Raw genomic sequence first — 16,693 nt, forward strand, 5'->3', positions numbered from 1 at the left:
CCTCCCACCCCCCCCCCCCCCCCCCCCCCCCCCACCCCCCCCCCCCCCCCCCTCGCCCCCCCCCCCCCCCCCCCCACCCAACCCCCCCCCCCCCCCCCCCCCCCCCCCCCCAGGACTCATTCCGTGGATCCGGCTGCCGCTAGCCGCGGCGCCCGGCCGGATCGTGGGCGGTGGCGTCCCGGTCCTCGTCGCGCCGGACCGCACCGGAACCGGCGCCCGGAGTCCTGGCCCGGTCACCGTGGCCCGGCCACCAGGCGGCGTGGCCGATCAGGGCCGTCAGGCTCGGGGTGAAGAACATCGCCATGACGAACGCGGCCACCACGATGCCGAAGGAGACCGCGAAGCCCATCTCCGACAGCAGCGAGTTGCCCGCCAGCATCATCGTGGCGAAGGTCGCCGCCAGGATGAAGCCCGCCGCGGCCACGGTCGGCCCGGCGTGCCGGAGCGCCATGCCGGCCGCCTCGCGCGGCTCGCGGCCCTCGCGGGCCTCCTCACGCAGCCGGGCGATCATGAGGATGTTGTAGTCGGTGCCGATCGCGACCACGAAGAGGTACATGATCACCGGCAGCATGAACATCAGACCCGAGTGGCCCTGCCAGTCCTGGAAGATCCACACGGTGGCGCCGAGGGTGGCACCGAAGCCGAGGCCCACCGAGGCGATCAGGTACCACGGGGCGACCACGCTGCGCAGCAGCAGCCCCAGAATGATCATGATGAGGAGGGCGGCGACCGGGAAGACGGTGCGGTAGTCGTGGTTGACCGCCGCGTCGATGTCCTTGTAGATCGAGGACATGCCGCCGACGTACGCCTCGGTGCCGTCGGGCGCCGCCGAGTGCGCGACGTCGCGGACCCGGCCCACGGCGTCGATCGCCTTGTCCGTCGACGCCTCGTACTTCAGCGTGACGGTGAAGTCGGCGGTGGTGCCCTCCTTGTTGAGCTGGGTCATGCGGGCGCTGGCGACGCCGTCCACCTCGCCCAGCTTCCGGGCGTACTCCTTGAAGCGGGACCCGTCCAGCTGCTTGCCGTCGGTGCTGGACAGGTAGACGTCGGTGGGTGCCGCCGCGCCCGCCGAGTACGCCTGCTGCATCCGGTCCTGGACGACCATGGACTCCTTGGTCTTGGGCATGGAGCCCGACGCCAGGTCGAAGGTGGCCTTGAAGCCGAAGGTGCCGGCCGACAGGACGAGCAGGACGAGCCCGGAGACGACGGCGGTCAGCGCCGGGCGGCGCTGGACGCCCCGGCCGAGGGCGGCGAAGCGGGCGTTCTGCGGCTCCTTCTGCCAGGACTTCGACGGCCAGAAGACCTTCGGCCCGATCAGCGAGACCACGGCCGGGATCAGGGTCAGGCCCGCGATCAGGGTGGCGCCGACCGCGATGGCGAGCGCCGGGCCCATCTGCTTGAGGAAGCCCAGCGTGGACAGCACCAGGGCGAGGAAGGCGATGATGACCGCTCCGGCCGCCGAGGCGATGGCCTCGCCGACCCGGTCCACCGCGTTGATCATGGCCTGCTTGGGTTCGTCCCCGGCGCGCAGGCTCTCGCGGTATCGGAAGATCAGGAACAGGAAGTAGTCGGTGCCGACGCCGAAGAGGACGACGATGAGGATCGACGAGATCGAGCTGTTGGCCTGGAGGCCGAACAGCTTGGTGGCATAGGCGATCAGGCCGTTGGCGACGGCCGACACCAGACCGATCAGCACCAGGGGCAGTACCGCGAGGATCGGCGCCCGGAAGATGATCAGCAGGGTCACCAGGATGATGACGAAGGTGCCGATACCGATGAGCGCCTCGCCGCGCTTGGACGAGTCCTGCTGGTCGAGCGCCTGTGCCGCGGAGCCACCGAGCTTGACGTCGAGATGCGTGCCCTTGGCCAGTTTCCGGGCCTCCTCACGCAACTCCTTCGCCGCGTCCGCCTGTTTGGGCTGACCGGCGTTCTTGCTGTCCATCTGTACCAGGGTCAGGGTGTACTTGCCGTCCTTCGACGGCTGGCCGGGGACGACCTTCTGGACCTGGTCGATGTGCTTCTCGCCCAGCTCGGTGGTGATCCGGGCGACGTCCTTCTGGTCGGCGGCGGTGAGCTTGCCGCCGTCGGTGCGCTGGTAGAGCGCGATCGCGGACGGCGTGAAGGCGCTGGGGAACGCCTTCTGCTGGAGGTCCGCCGCCTTGATGGACTCGTAACTCTTGGGTAGGAAACTGCTCTCGTCACTGTTCGAGGGCAGACTCGGGGCGGTGGCCACTATCGCCACCGCGGCGATCAGCCACGCCACGATCGTCCAAACGGGATGACGGACGACGGCGTTGCCTATTCGTCGGAACATGCGGAGGGTCCTCCTGGGAAGGAAGATCACCGCAGCCCGGGGAGCGGTCCCTGGCATCGGCGACCCCGACCGGCACGCGTGGAACGGGCCGGTCGCATGGTTGTCTTGACGTCACATCCTAGTGACCACGCCCCCACGCTCCCGCACCGGACGCTCCGTGCCGGCGGGGCGGTCGGACCCCCGGTATGTGTCGCTGACGTTTCCATATCGCCGGCCGGGATGACCGGCCGGGGCGCCGTCGTTGACGCGGACGCGGGACTCGACCGACGGCACCGACATGAAGGAGTGGGCATGACCGTCCAGGACATCGACCGGTTGGCCTTCGTCAGGGAGTGGGAGGAGTGGCACCGGGCCAAGGAGGAGAGGCTGGCGGGGCCGCACGGCTTCCTCGCCATCACCGGCCTGCACTGGCTGGGCCCCGAACCGGCCCGCTTCGCCGACGCGCCCGGGGCCTGGTCGGCCACCGGGGACGGTGTGGTGGTCGAACTCGCCGAGGGCGAGGAGCTGGTGGTGGACGGCGCGGTGGTGCGCGGCCGGCACTCCTTCGGGTCCGTCCCCGAGCGGGAGAGCCGGTACGCCGACTGGGGCGAGGCCCGGCTCGAGGTCGCCCGGCGCGGCGGCCACGACATCCTGCGGCCCCGCCACCCGGACAACGCGCTGCGCACGTCCTTCCGTCACACGCCCGCCTACGCCCCTGATCCGCGCTGGGTCGTCCCCGGCCGTTTCCTGCCCTACGACCGGCCGCGGCCGGTCACCGTGGGCGCCGCCGTGGAGGGGCTGGAGCACGTCTACGGCTCCCCCGGCCAGGTCGAGTTCGAGCTGGCCGGCGCGCGGCACCGGCTCACCGCGTTCGACGGCCGCGGTCCCGGCGGGCTCATGGTGCTGTTCACGGACGCCACCTCGGGCGTGACGACGTACGCGGCGAACCGCTCGCTGTACATCGACGCGCCCGGCCCCGACGGCACGGTCACGCTCGACTTCAACCGCGCCGGGAACCTGCCGTGCGCCTACACCGACCTGGCCACCTGCCCGTTGCCGCCCGCCGGGAACCGGCTGCCGGTGGCGGTGGAGGCCGGCGAGCGGATCCCGCTGGAGCGCGGCGGACGGCCGTGAGCCGGGCGCACGCCCGCGGACGGGCCGAGCCTAGCGCCCGGGAGTGACGAACGGCGGTACACGGGAGGCCGGTGGTGGAGTGGTCGCGGCGGGTGGTCGTCCGGGACGGTGTCCGGCTGGTCTGCCGTGACGGGGGCGGGGGCCCGGGACCGGCGGTCCTGCTGTTGCACGGCCTGGCGGGCCACGTCGGTGAATGGGACGCCCTGGCGAAGAGGCTGTCGGGGCGTCACCGGGTGGTCGCGGTCGACCAGCGCGGGCACGGCGCGAGCGAGCGGCGTCCCGGCGACGTCTCGCGCGCGGCCTTCGTCGCGGACGTGGTGGCGGTCGCCGGGCGGCTGGGGCTGGACCGGCCCGTGCTGGTCGGGCAGTCGCTCGGCGGTCACACGGCGCTGCTGACCGCCGCCGCCCACCCCGCGCTGGTCCGCGGGCTGGTCCTCGTGGAGGCCGCGCCCCGCGATCCCGACCCCGGGGCTCCTCGGGCGATCGGCGCGTGGCTGGACTCGTGGCCGGTGCCCTTCCCCTCCCGGGCGGCGGCGGTCTCCTTCTTCGGCGGCGGCCCGGCGGGCGAGGGCTGGGCGGCCGGCCTGGAGCGCCACGAGGACGGCTGGCGCCCCCGCTTCGACCGTGACGTGATGCTCGCCGTGCTGACGGAGACCGCCCGGTGTTCCTCCCTGCCCGCGTGGCGGCGGGTCGGCTGCCCCGCCCTGGCCGTCTTCGCCCGGTCGGGCCTGGTCCCGGCACCGGTGGTCGACGCGATGCTGGTACAGCGCCCGGCGACCCTGGCCGTGAGCGTCCCCGGCACCGGTCACGACCTCCACATGGAACGCCCGGAGGTCCTGCACGGCCTGCTGGAGGGATTCCTCGCGGATCTCGACGTCCCGTCCTCCTAGGCGGTGACCCGGTACGCCCTCCCGCGGGGCCGGGGGCTGCTCAGCGCGCGGCGGCGTCGGCGTCGGCGAGGATCGCCCGCAGTCGTGCCCGGCATTCGGCCACGAAGGCGGGGAAGGTGTGCCGGTAGTAGGAGATCCCGCTGACGCCCACCGCGATCGCCCACGCCCGGGCGCGGGTCCAGGTCGCCTCGTCGAGGTCCATGGAGTCCCAGTAGGCCCGCCGTGCCCGGGGCGGCAGGTCCCAGAGCGTGGCGTGCTCCGCGTCGGGCCAGCCGACCGAGAGCGCCCCGAAGTCGATCACCGCGTGGAGCCTGCCCTCCCGGGCCAGGAGGTTGGTCGGCTTGAGGTCGCCGTGGAGCCACACGTGAGGTGCGGAGGGATCGGGCAGTGCGAGCCCGGCTCGCCACAGCTCGGCCAGGGCGTCGATGTCGAGTTCGCGGCCCTCGGTGGCCCGGCAGTCGTCGAGACACCTGACGACCCACTGGTCGCACGGCTCCAGGCCGCCTCCGCGGTACCAGCTGAGGTCGCCCGTGCGTGTCGCTCCCATGAGGTCGACGCGGTGCAGCTCCCGCACGAACGCCGCCAGGTCGGCTCCGAAGGCGGCCCAGTCCCGAACGCTGTCCGGGCCGGCCTCGTCACCGTCGATCCAGCGGTGGACCGACCAGACCTGCGGGAAGGCGCCGGTGGGCGTGCCGGCGTGGACGGGTTCGGGGATCGGGCGGGGAAGGAGGGGCGCCAGGCGGGGAAGCCACCGCTGTTCCTTCCGCAGGGACCGTCCGTTGCCGGCGGTCCGCGGGAGGCGCACGAGCAGGTCGTCGCCCAGCCGGTACATGGTGTTGTCCGTGCCCGCGCCCGCCGGCGACAAGGGCAGGGCGGCCCACTCCGGGCGCTGTTCCGCCAGCAGCGACCGCACCAGTGTCTCGTCGACCGGGATCTCGTTCTCGTGAAGCGTCACGGCGGGAGTGTCACCGGTGGGGAAAAGGGAAGCCAGCGATTATTCGGCGGCACGGCGTCGGACCCGGACCGGCGGCGGATGAATTCGGTTGCGGCAGGGCCGGTGGGCCGGGTGGGGTACCGCCATGGACGGTGCCACGCGACAGGCGCGACGGGCCGGGGTGCCAGGGGCACGCGAGGTCACGGCCCGGCCGGCGCCGTGGCGCAGGGCGGCCGTGCTCGCGGCCCTGATGCTGGCCGCCTTCACCCTCAACACCGTGGAGAGCCTGCCGGTCGGCCTGCTGGAGCCGGTCGCCCGGAGCCTGCGGGTGTCCCTGCCGGCCGCCGGCCTGCTCGTCACCGGCTACGGCCTGACGGTGGCCGTGGCCTCCGTGCCGCTCGCCCGTGTCCTGCGGGCGGTGCCCCGGCGCCATGTGCTCGCCGGGCTGCTGGCCGCGCTGGTCGTCTCCGGCGTCGTCTCGGCGCTGGCCCCCTCCTACGGCGTCCTCCTCGCGGCGCGGCTGCCGGCCGCCCTCGCCCAGGCGCTGTTCTGGGCCGTGGCGGGGCCGGTCGCGGTGGGCCTGTTCGCGCCCGGGGTGCGCGGCCGGGTGGTCGGGGCGCTGTCCGTGGCCGGTTCGCTCGCCCTGGTGCTCGGCGTGCCGGCCTCGGCCTGGCTGGGCCGGCACAGCGGCTGGCGGCTGCCGTTCGCGCTGCCGGCCGCGCTGGGCCTGGTCTGCCTCGTGACGGTCGCCGCCTGGCTGCCGACCTCGCGCCCGGAGGAGGAGCCCGCCGCCTACGCGGCCGGTCCCGACGCCCGCCGGTTCGCCACCGTGCTGGCGGCGGGGGCCCTCTCCGCCACGGGCGCGTTCGCGGGATACACCTACCTCGTGGTGTTCCTGGAGCGCGTGAGCGGGTTCGCGCCGGGCACGGTCGGCGCGCTGCTCTCGGTCTTCGGTGCCGCGTGCCTGGCCGGGGTGGGCGTGACCGCCGTCCTGCTGGACCGCTTCCCGCACGCGGCGTTGACCGCCGCCGTGGCCGTGCAGGCCGTGGGCATGCTCGGCCTGTGCGCGACCGGTGACCGGCCCGGGGCGGCGGTGGTGTTCCTGGTGCTGACGGGCGGGGCGCTCGGGCCGGTGTTCACGGCCGCCCAGAACGTGACGCTGCATTGCGCCCCGGGCCGTACGGACCTCGCGCTCGCGGCGAATTCCGGCTGCTACAACGCCGGGATCGCAGCGGGCGCCGCGCTCGGGGCACTGGTCCTGCCGCACGCCGGGCCGCGGGGCGTCTTCCTCGCCGGCGGGCTGCTGACCACCGGGGCCTTCGTGGTGTCGCTCGGCGGTCGCCCGCGGGGCCGGCGACGGCGTCCGGCCGGCCGTACCGCGCCGCACCGCGGTGAGCGGCCCGGCCCGGGCAGGTGTCGGCCCGGGCCGCGGGGGCATCGGCGGTGTATGGACGTACTGCGCTCTTCGGCCCGGGCAGCGGACAGCAGACCCATGGCCATGGCGGCCCGGGCCGGTTTCGCGGCGCGAGGCCTGATCTACGTACTGGTGGCGGTGATCGCCCTGCGGATCGCCCTGGGCGGTGGCGGCGGCGAACGCCAGGCCGACCGGGGCGGCGCGCTCGGTGAGCTGGCCGAGCGGCCGTTCGGGTCGGCACTGCTGTGGATCGTGGGTGTCGCGCTCGCCGGAATGGCCCTGTGGCGGCTGTCGGAGGCCGTGTTCGGCGCGTCGGGCCCCGACGGGTCCAAGCTCTCCCGGCGGGCGGCGGCCCTGTTCCGGTTCCTCTTCTACTGTTTCGTCTCCTACTCGGTGCTCGCCTACGCGGCCGGCAGCCGGGGCAGCGGCAGCGGCTCGTCCGACCGGCACACCGACGACGTCACCGCCCGGGTGCTTCAGTGGCCCGCCGGCCAGTGGCTCCTCGGCCTCGCCGGTGCCGGCGTGGTGGTCGCCGGGCTGTGGATCGCGGTGCGGGCCGTGCAGCGCAAGTTCCTCAAACACCTGCGGGCCGAGGCCCTGTCCGGGCGCACCCGGCCGGTGGTCCAGAGCCTCGGGGTGACCGGCGGTACGGCCCGTGGCGTCGTCTTCGCGGCGGCCGGGGTGTTCGCCGTCGTCGCGGCCGTACGGCACCAACCCGGCCGGGCGAAGGGCATGGACGACACCCTGCGCGCGTTCAGGGACCTGCCGGCCGGACCGTGGCTGCTCGCCCTGGTCGCACTCGGCCTGGCCGCGTTCGGCCTCTTCTCCTGGTGCAACGCCCGCTGGCGCAAGGTCCGGCCCGGCGGCGGACCGGTCGGCTGAGCGCTTCGGTCCTCGGCGTCGGGCCCGCGGCGGCCGTCGAGGCCGCCCCTCTTCCAAGGGCCCGCCCCGGCGCGGGTTCCGATTCCCGGCCGATGGTGGAGGCGTGGGCGCCGACGGCAGCGGTCCCGGCAGCGGCGGCCTCTGCGGACAGCACACTCAGGCGGTGCGCGCCGTGGTGCCGGACCGGTGCGGGTGTGGCGCGTCCGGGGCGGGGCGCCGGGCGGTGAGCCGGGGGAAGGAGCGGGCCGCGGCCAGGAAGCCGAGCGTCGTCAGCACGAACGGCCAGGTGAAGGCCCGGCCCCCACAGGGGGCGAGCAGCCCGGCGACGGCCGGTGTCACGGCGGTCGCCGTCGCGGCGCCGAGCAGCGCGTACAGCACGGTGGCCGGGGTCACGGCGAGGAACACCCCGCCCAGGGCCATGGCGACGAGTACCGCGTTGTAGCCCATGGTGCCGTCGGCGACGGCGGCCTCCGGTGCGCCGAGCGCCCAGGCGGTCAGGATGCCCGTGGCGCTGCCGGCGCAGGCCAGCAGGGCCACGGCCCGGCCGGCCAGGAACAGCCCCGCGAGGAGCAGTGCCCCCGCGTACCACTCGTCCAGGAAGAAGACCTGGGAGATGTTGCGGAAGAAGGCCCGCCACAGGTCGTCCGGGCCGGGTGCGGTCGGTCCGGTGGCCGGGCCGGGCGGCGCGGCGAGGCCGGCGTGGTGCGGCCGGATCCGCCGGTAGACGGGCGCGGCGACCGTGACCGCGCTCGCCAGCAGGCAGTACGGCAGGGTCAGCGGCGGCAGCCGCCACACCCGCAGCAGCCGGACCACGGCGGCGGTGGCGACCGTGGTCACCGCGCAGGCCGCGGCCGCGAGCAGCGCGGTGGACGGCCGGCCCGCGCCGAGGAACACCGCGCACCACAGGGCGACGAGGCAGGAGTTGAAGCCCTCCAGACCCTGCTCCACCCGGTCGCGGGCGACGTGCAGCAGCCCCGCCGTGCCGGTGCCCAGGGCGGCGCCGCCGAGGGCGTAGGCGCCGTAGCGCCAGTCGGCCGTGGCCAGGGCGAGGCAGAAGACGAGCCCGGTCCGCGCGTCGGCCTGGAACATCACCTGCGCCGGCCCGCGCAGCAGCCCCCGCCCGGAGCCTCCGGCCCGCCGCCACCCCCGGCCCTCGTACGACCGCACGTTCCGCCCCCTCACCGATACCCCCCTGTCATTCCGCACTACGGTATGCATCTTCCGTCATGCGGTACAGGGCTGTCGAGATGCGCCGGAGCGCGCACCGATCGGCCGGCATTTCCCGTGCGATCCGGGGCAGCCGCCTGGTGAGGAATGCGCTGGGCAAGGATCAGGGCGAGCGGAGACGAGGAACACGTGGTGGACACGGCGGCGATGAACGAACAGGCGGGACCGGAGGGGCTGTCCGTCATCCGGTCCACCATCGACGGCGTCACCGTCGTCACCGTGATCGGCGAGATCGACCATCACACTTCGGGGGTGCTGAGAGACGCCCTGACCTCCGTGGATCCCGTCCCCGGGGAGCGCACCGTCGCCGATCTGAGCGGGGTGCCGTTCATGGACTCCAGCGGCATCAACGTCCTCATCGCCGGCCACCAGGCCCATCAACCGCCGGGCTGGCTACGGCTGGCGGGCGTCCGCAATCCCGTCCTGCGCACGCTGGAGATCGTCGGCCTCACGCCGCTGATCGCCTGCTACCCGAGCATCCGGGACGCCCTGGAGGCCTGAGGGCCCGCCGCGGGCGCCGGCGGACACCCCGGCGGACCGCCACGGGTGTCAGGACTGCGGGCGTTTCCCGTGGTTGGCCGGGTGGTTGCGGCGCGACTTCTTCTTCCGGCGTCGCTTCGAGGACATCGGTACCTCCCTGTGTGCCTTTCCGTGGGCTGAAATCAGCCGTTATGCAAGGACATAAGCACATTAGCCTGGCACAACCCGTCGTACACCCTGAGCGCAACTGGTCCCCTTATGATGCGGAATGCCGGACTCTCCCCTCCGGTTACCCGCCCCGCGAAGGAGCAGACACCGTGACCGGTGAACCGGAGCCGATCAGCGCCCAGGCCCGCCGCGCGCTGGAACAGGAACTCGCCGACCTGCGGGACGAGCGCCGGCTGGTGGCCGGAACGCTCCGGGAGTCCTCCGCACCGGCCGGCGACCAGGCGGACCAGGCCGACCAGTTGCGGCGCGCCGACCAGTTGGAGCGCCTGGACCGGCGGATCGGGGACATCACCGAGCGGCTGCGTGATGCGGAGGCCGCCGGCCCCGCGCCCACCGACGTGGTCGGCGTGGGCAGCACGGTCACCGTGCGCTTCCCCGACGGCGAGACGGAGACCCTCCGGATCGCCGGACTCGCCGAGGCGCTGGACCAGACGCTGGTCACCGCCGACAGCCCGCTCGGCCGTGCCCTGCTCGGCCGCCGGCCAGGCGACACCGTGCGCTACGACACCCCGGACGGGCCGACGACGGTGGTCCTGGTGTCGATCGGCGAGCCTCCGACCGCGTAGACCGCGCGGGGCCGTCCTGGTGCCTGCCCCGTCACGGGGCCGGTGCGGGCGCCGCGTCGGTGTTCCGGCGCACCGAGCAGTGCAGCGAGTCGTCCCGCACGTCGGCGACGATGGTGTCCCCGGGGCCGGCCTCGCCGCCGAGCAGGAGGGAGGCGATGCGGTTGTCGAGTTCGGCCTGGATGGTGCGGCGCAGCGGGCGGGCGCCGAACTCCGGCTGGTGCCCATGGGCGATGAGCAGCTTCTTGGCGTTCTCGGTGACCTCCAGGTCCATGCCCTGGGCGCGCACCTTGTGCCTGCTCTGGTCGAGCAGATGGTCCAGGATCCGCCCCAGGTCGTCCTCGGTCAGGCCGTGGAAGATGATGATGTCGTCGATCCGGTTGAGGAACTCCGGCAGGAACCGGCCGCGCAGGTCCTCCATCAACGCGCCCTTGAGGTCGGACACATCGCCCTTGTGGTCGAGGATGCGGTGCGCGCCGATGTTGGACGTCATGATGACGACGCAGTGCCGGAAGTCGACGGTGCGGCCCTGGGCGTCGGTCAGCCGGCCGTCGTCCAGGATCTGCAGCAGGGTGTTGAAGATGTCGGGGTGGGCCTTCTCCACCTCGTCGAAGAGCACCACGCTGTAGGGCTGGCGGCGGACCTTCTCGGTGAGCTGGCCCGCCTCCTCGTAGCCGACGTATCCGGGCGGCGCGCCGACCAGCCGGGCCACGGTGTGCTTCTCCTGGAACTCGCTCATGTCGAAGCGGATCATGCGGTCGTCGCTGCCGAACAGCAGGGCGGCGAGGGTCTTGGCGAGTTCGGTCTTGCCGACACCGGTCGGGCCGAGGAAGAGGAACGACCCCACGGGACGGTTGGGGTCGCCCATGCCGGCGCGGTTGCGGCGTACGGCCTGGGAGACGGCGGTGACGGCCTCGTCCTGGCCGACGATGCGCGCGTGCATCTCCTCCTCGAGACGCAGCAGCTTCTCCTTCTCGCCGGCGGTGAGCTGGGAGACCGGGATGCCGGTGCGGCGGGAGACGACGTCGGCGATGTCGGAGGCCGTGACGGAGACGACGCCCTCGCGGCGCTCCTCGATACCGGCGAGTTCGCCCTCCACCTCGGCGATCTGCCGCTTCAGCTCCGACGCCTTCTCGAAGTCCTCGGCGGACACGGCCTGGTCGAGTTCCCGCCGCAGCTTGGCGATGCGGTCCTCGCGGCTGACGATCTCGGTGGAGCGTCCGCTGCCGCGCAGCCGCACCCGGGCACCGGCCTGGTCCATCACGTCGATGGCCTTGTCGGGCAGGAAGCGGTCGCTCACGTACCGGTCGGACAGCTCGGCCGCGGCGGCCAACGCGCCGTCGTCGAAACGGACCTGGTGGTGTGCCTCGTAGGAGTCGCGCAGCCCTTCCAGGATCTGCACCGTCTCCTCGACGGTGGGTTCCGGGACCAGCACCGGCTGGAAGCGGCGTTCCAGGGCGGCGTCCTTCTCGATGTACCTGCGGTACTCGTCGATGGTCGTGGCGCCCACGACGTGCAGTTCCCCTCGTGCGAGGGCGGGCTTGAGCATGTTGCCCGCGTCCATGGCGCCCTCGCCGGTGGCACCGGCGCCGACGACCGTGTGCAGTTCGTCGATGAACAGGATGATGTCGCCGCCGGCCGCCTGGACGTCCTCGATGACCTTCTTCAGCCGTTCCTCGAACTGGCCGCGGTACTGGGCGCCCGCCACCATGCCCGACAGGTCCAGGGCGACGACCCGCTTCCCCTTCAGCGTGCCGGGGACCTCGTCGGCCACGATGCGCTGGGCGAGTCCCTCCACGATCGCGGTCTTGCCGACTCCGGGTTCGCCGATCAGCACGGGGTTGTTCTTGGAGCGGCGCGAGAGGATCTCCACGGTCTGCTCGATCTCGTCGGCCCGTCCGACGACCGGGTCGAGCTTGCCGGCCTTGGCCTCCTCGGTCAGGTCGCGGCCGAACTCGTCCAGGGTGGTGGCGGGCCGGCCGCGCTCGGCCTGCGCGGTCTCGGGGCGCGGTGCCGTCTGTTCGGTGAGGCCGGTCAGGCGCTTGGTGTCCAGGCCCTCGGCCCGCAGCATCCGGGCGGCGCCGGTGTCGTCGTCGCCGAGCAGGGCGCCGAGGATGTGCTCGGGGCCGATGTAGGAGACACCGGCGGCCTGCGACCGGGCGTAGGCGGCGCGCAGCGTGCGTTTGGCCGCCGGGGTCAGTCCCGGTTGCGCGGAGGGCGCGCCGGACTCGCGGGGCAGCACCTTGGCCAGCTCGCCGGCGAGCGCGTCGGGCTCCACGCCCGCCTGGGAGAGCAGCCGGCGCGACGGGTCGACCTGGGTGGCCGCCCACAGCAGGTGCTCGGTGTCCAGGTCGGGGGTGCCGTCGTCGACGGCCCGCTGCGCCGCCAGATTGAGCAGCGCCTGCGACGACTCGGTCAGCAGCCGTCCGATGGGGACGCGCTGCACCGCTGGGGGCGATGACGCCGGTGACATACCGAAGAACCGATTCAGCAGGTCACTGAAGGGGTCCGACGAACCGAACGGTGCACCGAACGACATCGACATGACAGCTCCTGGCGCGCGTGGGGGATCGGCCATCCGCGGCGGGACACCCACGAGCGGCCTTCGCGGGCGGGTATCCGCGCTGTCGGCAACGCGAGGGACCCACGAGGGGTCCCTACATCACTGAAACCCCCGCCGGACGGCACCGCAAGCGGAGGGAGGGGGCGGGACCGGGCGGGCGGGCACGACGGCCGGGGCGCCACGTGACCGGCCGTGACGGCGGGGGTGCGGTGCCGTTGCCGACGGGCCGGGGTGGTCGCGGGCAACGCACACGAAGCCGGTCGTGCGGGCCGGGCGGCCGTGACCACCGGCGGTCACGGGAGGCTGGAGCGCCTTGGGTGGCCGGACCGTCACAGGGCCCCGTCCGGTGGCCGGGACGGTTCGCGAAGGCCGCCCGGCGGTGGTCACGGGCCGGGGCCCCAAGCGGCTCCGGCGGGCGACGCGGCCCGGACGGACGGCCCCCGTGGTGCTCCGCACCCCCGGGACGGCCCCGAAAACCACCCGCCGCCGCACAAGCCGGACGGCCCGCGGCCCGAAACCCCCGCGGCCCACCGGGACGGCCGGGCCGCCGACCGCCGCGGCCCACCGGGACGGCCGGACTGCCGACGGTCGCGGCGGGCGGAGCGGCCTTGGCGGGCAGTCCACCGTAGTGCTCCCCACCCCCGGGACGGCCCAGAAGACACCAGCCGCCGCCCCCACGGCCGGACGGCCCGAAACCGCCGCGGCCCACCGGGACGGCCGGACTGCCGACGGTCGCGGCCGGCAGGGTGCCGGGGTGGTTCCGACGGTCTCGCGGACGTCATGGGCCGGGTGGTCGTCGCCGGCGGAGGCGGGTGGGGGTCAGGAGGGCCGGGGAGGGTGGTTCAGGCGGGGGGCATGGCCCTCCAGGTAGCGGTGTACGGATGGTGGCAGACGGGCGTCGGCGGTCTCCCCCGTCGGCGCCCAGCGCAGGCGGTCCGGGGCGAGACGGCCGCCGTCGGACGGTGACTCGGTCAGCAGACGGCACAGGACGGCCGTCCCGCCGTCGGTGTCGGCCGGTTCCAGCGGCTCGGTGCCGTCGACCAGGTAGCCGGTGCTCTCGTAGACGACCCGCGCGGCGGTGGCCTGGGGCGTCTCGGCCGGCTGCGGGGCGCCCGAGGGCAGCCCCCAGCCGTCCGCCTCCGGGACCAGCAGCACCCGCCCGTCGTACACGACGACCGCCCACACCACGCCCTCGGCCCGCTCCTCGGTCATCCGGTCCTCTCCCCTCCCCAGGCATCCTTCGCCTACCCGGTGTCCGGGCGGGTGATGCGCCCCAAGTCGCAAACGCGTACGACGATTTGCCGGACCGTGGGCCGGCGTCAGTAGAGGACCGGCAGGTCGGCGGGGCGGACGCGCAGGGTGACCGGCAGGGTGGCCTCCACCTCGCCGTCGGCGCCGTAGGGCACGGGCCGCCCGGCCTCCACGCGCAGCTCCCGGCCGCGCAGCACGCGCACTTCGGGGCGGCGGACGTGGGTGCCGGTCCGCAGCTCGTTCATGAGGGTGAAGAACAGCCGGCGCGGGGCCTCGCGGATCAGCACGATGTCGAGCAGCCCGTCGTCCACCCGCGCGCCGGGGGCGATGAGCCGACCGGAGCCGTAGTAGGGGGAGTTGGCGGCCACGACGGTGTAGCCGCGGTGGAGGTGCTCCGCTCCGTCGACGGTGACCCGGTAGTCGGCCGGCCGCCAGGTGGTGACCGCGCGCAGTCCGCCCGCGTAGTAGGAGGCCGCGCCGCGCAGCAGCCGGGAGTTGTTGGCGTGCCGGTTGGCCTCCGCGTCCACGCCGGCGTACACGCTGCCCAGGACGACCGTGCGCGGGTGGACGGCCGACTCCACCTCGATGGTGTCGACGGGCCGGGGCTCGGCGCGCAGCAGGATGTCCGCCAGCGCCCCGGGGTCGGCGGGCAGGTCCAGCGCGCGGGCGAAGTCGTTGCCGCGTCCGGCGGGGACGAGGCCGAGGACCGTGCCGGTGCCGCTGAGCGCGCCGCCTATGCCGCCGGCGATGCCGTCACCGCCCACGGCCAGCACGATCCGGCCGCGCTCGCCGGCCGCGCGGGCGATGTCCTGGGCGTGGGCGAGGCTGTGGCTGTACTCCGTCTCCAGCCCGGCCCCGGCTTCGCGCAGCAGCCGGGCCAGGTGGAGCAGGGTCGCCGCCCCGGTGGAGCCGCCCGCGGTGGGGTTGACGACGGCGGTGAACTGGCGCATCGGTGGGCCTCCGAGGCAGGCGGTCGGATCGGACTGGGGTCAGTCGGTGGGCAGCAGGACGCCGGGGTTGAGCAGGCCGTCCGGGTCCAGGCGGCGCTTGACGGCGCGCAGGGCCGAGACGCCGAGCGGGCCGGCCTCGCGGACGTACCAGTCGCGGTGGTCGGTGCCGATCCCGTGGTGGTGGGAGATGGTGCCGCCGGCCGCGAGGACGGCTTCGCCCGCCGCGTGCTTGGCGGGCGCCCAGTGGGCCACCGGGTCCTCGCCCTGGGCGCTGACGACGGTGAAGTACAGCGAGGCGCCGTTCTCGTACACGTGGGAGATGTGGCACATCACCAGGGGCGGGGTGCCGGCCCGGGTGAGGGTGTCGGTCAGGGCGGTGCGGACGGCCGTGTACAGCCCGGGGACGCGGGACCAGAACGCGGCGGTCTCCAGCGTCTCGGCGAAGGCGCCGACGTCGAGGAGGGCGTCGCGGAGATAGGGCGCGAAGTAGCGGCCGCGCGCCCAGCGTTCGCCGGGTTCGGCGCCGACCGGGGTGCCGCCGCAGGCCGTCAGGACCTCCGCCGCCCGCGCCCGGCGGTGCGCGGTGTCCTCGGCCGTGCCCTCGTAGCCGGTGATCGCCAGGCATCCGGCGCCGCCCTGCTCCGGGCCGGCGCCGATCGCGTCGGGCTGGGCGAGTCCGATGAGCGTCTCGGTCTCGTCGGACAGGCGCAGTACGGTCGGCCGGGGCCCGTCCTGGGCGAGCCGGCGCAGCGCGGCGGTGCCCTCCCCGAAGGAGCCGAAGCGCCAACCCTCGTACACCCGGACCTCGGGCAGCGGGCGGATCCGTACGGTGACGGAGGTGATGACGCCGAAGGCGCCCTCGGAGCCGAGGACCAGCTGACGCAGGTCGGGTCCGGCGGCGGAGCGCGGGGCGCGGCCGGTGTCGAGGGTGCCCTCGGGGGTGGCGAGGGTGAGGGCGAGCACCATCTCGTCGAAGCGGCCGTAGCCGGCGGACGCCTGTCCGCTGGAGCGGGCGGCGGCGAACCCGCCGATGGTGGCCCACTCGAAGGACTGCGGGAAGTGGCCGAGGGTGTAGCCCCGTTCGTTGAGCCGCCGTTCGGCCTCGGGGGCGCGCAGGCCGGGCTGGAGGACGGCCGTGCGCGAGACCGGATCGAGGTCGAGCAGGCCGTCCATGCGGCGCAGGTCGAGGGCGACGAACGCGCTGCGCTGCGGGGCGAGTCCGCCGACGACGGAGGTGCCGCCGCCGAAGGGGACGACGGCCAGGCCGTACGCGGCGCAGGCACGGAGCGCGGCGAGGACCTCGTCGTGGCTCGCGGGCAGGACGACGGCCTGGGGCACGTCGGCGAGGTCGCCGGCGCGGATGCGCAGCAGGTCGGGGGTGGACTTGCCGCGGGTGTGCCGGATGCGGCTCTCGGGGTCCGTGCGGACGTGCTCCTCGCCTCCGACGGCCTCGGCGAGCGCCCGCAGGGCGGCGGGGCGGGCCGTGACGGCGGGCGGGCGGATGTCCGCCAGGCCGAGGGCGTGGGGCGCGCGCGGCCTGACACCGAGCAGGTCGCGCAGCAGCCCGGTCACCGTGTCGGGCAGCGGTGCCGCCTTGGCCGGGTCGCCCCAGCCGTTCCACAGCATGTCCATTGAGCGGTCGTCCTCACAGGGTTGGCGGGCCGGTCTTCGTGCGGCTCGGCGCGGTGGCCGGCGAGCCGGTCGTACGGATCGCGGCGGTGGCCGGCCGGCGGGCCGGTCGTACGGGATCGGAGGGGTGGTCGGCCGGCTGGTCGTACCGCTCGGTGCGGTCGCCGGGGGCTGGGCGGTCGTCGGGCTCGGCACGGTGGCCGGAGGGCTGGTCGGTCGTCGGTCCGCGGGGGCCGGGTGGTGTCCGTGGGGCCG

General features: G+C 74.5%; 13 protein-coding genes. 5 read left to right on the plus strand and 8 right to left on the minus strand.

The genetic code is table 11. The features are described 5' to 3' along the window. Positions 1-139: 139 nt before the first annotated feature. Positions 140-2,314: an MMPL family transporter gene (locus ACZ63H_RS21635; protein WP_469867351.1), complete on the minus strand. Its 2,175-nt coding sequence runs from the start codon at positions 2,312-2,314 to the stop codon at positions 140-142. Between the two features lie 291 nt (positions 2,315-2,605). On the opposite strand from ACZ63H_RS21635, the gene ACZ63H_RS21640 reads away from it, so the two are divergent. Both ACZ63H_RS21640 and ACZ63H_RS21645 read left to right on the plus strand, forming a co-directional pair. Next, positions 2,606-3,427, plus strand: a complete 822-nt coding sequence (locus ACZ63H_RS21640) for a DUF1684 domain-containing protein (protein ID WP_469867353.1) — start codon at positions 2,606-2,608, stop codon at positions 3,425-3,427. Between the two features lie 74 nt (positions 3,428-3,501). Beyond that, positions 3,502-4,317, plus strand: a complete 816-nt coding sequence (locus ACZ63H_RS21645) for an alpha/beta fold hydrolase (RefSeq protein WP_469867462.1) — start codon at positions 3,502-3,504, stop codon at positions 4,315-4,317. Between the two features lie 40 nt (positions 4,318-4,357). On the opposite strand, the gene ACZ63H_RS21650 is transcribed toward ACZ63H_RS21645, so the two are convergent. Beyond that, entirely contained in the window at positions 4,358-5,272 is a 915-nt protein-coding gene (locus ACZ63H_RS21650; RefSeq protein WP_469867355.1) for an aminoglycoside phosphotransferase family protein, read from the minus strand. Positions 5,273-5,501: 229 nt separating this feature from the next. Here ACZ63H_RS21650 and ACZ63H_RS21655 point away from each other — a divergent pair, with 229 nt between their 5' ends. Then, the gene (locus tag ACZ63H_RS21655) at positions 5,502-7,547 is read left to right on the plus strand and encodes an MFS transporter (protein ID WP_469867464.1); all 2,046 of its coding nucleotides are present in this window, start codon (positions 5,502-5,504) and stop codon (positions 7,545-7,547) included. Positions 7,548-7,703: 156 nt separating this feature from the next. On the opposite strand, the gene ACZ63H_RS21660 is transcribed toward ACZ63H_RS21655, so the two are convergent. Then, positions 7,704-8,714, minus strand: coding sequence for an urea transporter (locus tag ACZ63H_RS21660; protein WP_469867357.1), 1,011 nt, complete (start codon positions 8,712-8,714; stop codon positions 7,704-7,706). A 147-nt stretch (positions 8,715-8,861) separates the two neighbouring features. Between ACZ63H_RS21660 and ACZ63H_RS21665 the strand changes: the two genes are divergently transcribed. Beyond that, entirely contained in the window at positions 8,862-9,275 is a 414-nt protein-coding gene (locus tag ACZ63H_RS21665) for an STAS domain-containing protein (protein WP_469867359.1), read from the plus strand. A 48-nt stretch (positions 9,276-9,323) separates the two neighbouring features. Here the strand turns inward: ACZ63H_RS21665 and ACZ63H_RS21670 are convergent, their stop codons facing one another. Next, on the minus strand, positions 9,324-9,401 hold the full coding sequence (locus ACZ63H_RS21670) for a 50S ribosomal protein bL37 (RefSeq protein ID WP_465270565.1): 78 nt from the start codon (positions 9,399-9,401) through the stop codon (positions 9,324-9,326). A gap of 170 nt (positions 9,402-9,571) precedes the next feature. Here ACZ63H_RS21670 and ACZ63H_RS21675 point away from each other — a divergent pair, with 170 nt between their 5' ends. Continuing rightward, a complete protein-coding gene (locus ACZ63H_RS21675; protein ID WP_469867361.1) occupies positions 9,572-10,048 on the plus strand; it encodes a GreA/GreB family elongation factor in 477 nt (158 codons plus the stop codon). A 31-nt stretch (positions 10,049-10,079) separates the two neighbouring features. Here ACZ63H_RS21675 and ACZ63H_RS21680 read toward each other — a convergent pair whose 3' ends face one another. The 4 genes from ACZ63H_RS21680 to ACZ63H_RS21695 all read right to left on the minus strand — a co-directional run bounded on the left by ACZ63H_RS21680 (position 10,080) and on the right by ACZ63H_RS21695 (position 16,441). Beyond that, a complete protein-coding gene (locus tag ACZ63H_RS21680) occupies positions 10,080-12,590 on the minus strand; it encodes an ATP-dependent Clp protease ATP-binding subunit (RefSeq protein ID WP_469867363.1) in 2,511 nt (836 codons plus the stop codon). An 837-nt stretch (positions 12,591-13,427) separates the two neighbouring features. Beyond that, the gene (locus tag ACZ63H_RS21685) at positions 13,428-13,820 is read right to left on the minus strand and encodes an NUDIX hydrolase (RefSeq protein ID WP_469867365.1); all 393 of its coding nucleotides are present in this window, start codon (positions 13,818-13,820) and stop codon (positions 13,428-13,430) included. A gap of 107 nt (positions 13,821-13,927) precedes the next feature. Continuing rightward, complete coding sequence (locus tag ACZ63H_RS21690) at positions 13,928-14,809, minus strand: diacylglycerol kinase family protein (protein WP_469867367.1); 882 nt, start codon at positions 14,807-14,809, stop codon at positions 13,928-13,930. A gap of 39 nt (positions 14,810-14,848) precedes the next feature. Continuing rightward, positions 14,849-16,441 carry an FAD-binding oxidoreductase gene (locus tag ACZ63H_RS21695; protein ID WP_469867369.1) on the minus strand — a complete coding sequence of 531 codons (1,593 nt, stop codon included), beginning with the start codon at positions 16,439-16,441 and terminating at the stop codon, positions 14,849-14,851. Between the last annotated feature and the right edge of the window lie 252 nt (positions 16,442-16,693).

Source organism: Streptomyces sp. NPDC104831 (assembly GCF_055583025.1).

Coding starts and splice junctions, on each gene's coding strand:
- ACZ63H_RS21635 (WP_469867351.1), bottom strand. CDS start 2,314: ATGTTCCGACGAATAGGCAACGCCGTCGTCCGTCATCCCGTTTGGACG.
- ACZ63H_RS21640 (WP_469867353.1), top strand. CDS start 2,606: ATGACCGTCCAGGACATCGACCGGTTGGCCTTCGTCAGGGAGTGGGAG.
- ACZ63H_RS21655 (WP_469867464.1), top strand. CDS start 5,502: ATGCTGGCCGCCTTCACCCTCAACACCGTGGAGAGCCTGCCGGTCGGC.
- ACZ63H_RS21665 (WP_469867359.1), top strand. CDS start 8,862: ATGCGCTGGGCAAGGATCAGGGCGAGCGGAGACGAGGAACACGTGGTG.
- ACZ63H_RS21670 (WP_465270565.1), bottom strand. CDS start 9,401: ATGTCCTCGAAGCGACGCCGGAAGAAGAAGTCGCGCCGCAACCACCCG.
- ACZ63H_RS21680 (WP_469867363.1), bottom strand. CDS start 12,590: ATGTCGATGTCGTTCGGTGCACCGTTCGGTTCGTCGGACCCCTTCAGT.
- ACZ63H_RS21685 (WP_469867365.1), bottom strand. CDS start 13,820: ATGACCGAGGAGCGGGCCGAGGGCGTGGTGTGGGCGGTCGTCGTGTAC.
- ACZ63H_RS21690 (WP_469867367.1), bottom strand. CDS start 14,809: ATGCGCCAGTTCACCGCCGTCGTCAACCCCACCGCGGGCGGCTCCACC.
- ACZ63H_RS21695 (WP_469867369.1), bottom strand. CDS start 16,441: ATGGACATGCTGTGGAACGGCTGGGGCGACCCGGCCAAGGCGGCACCG.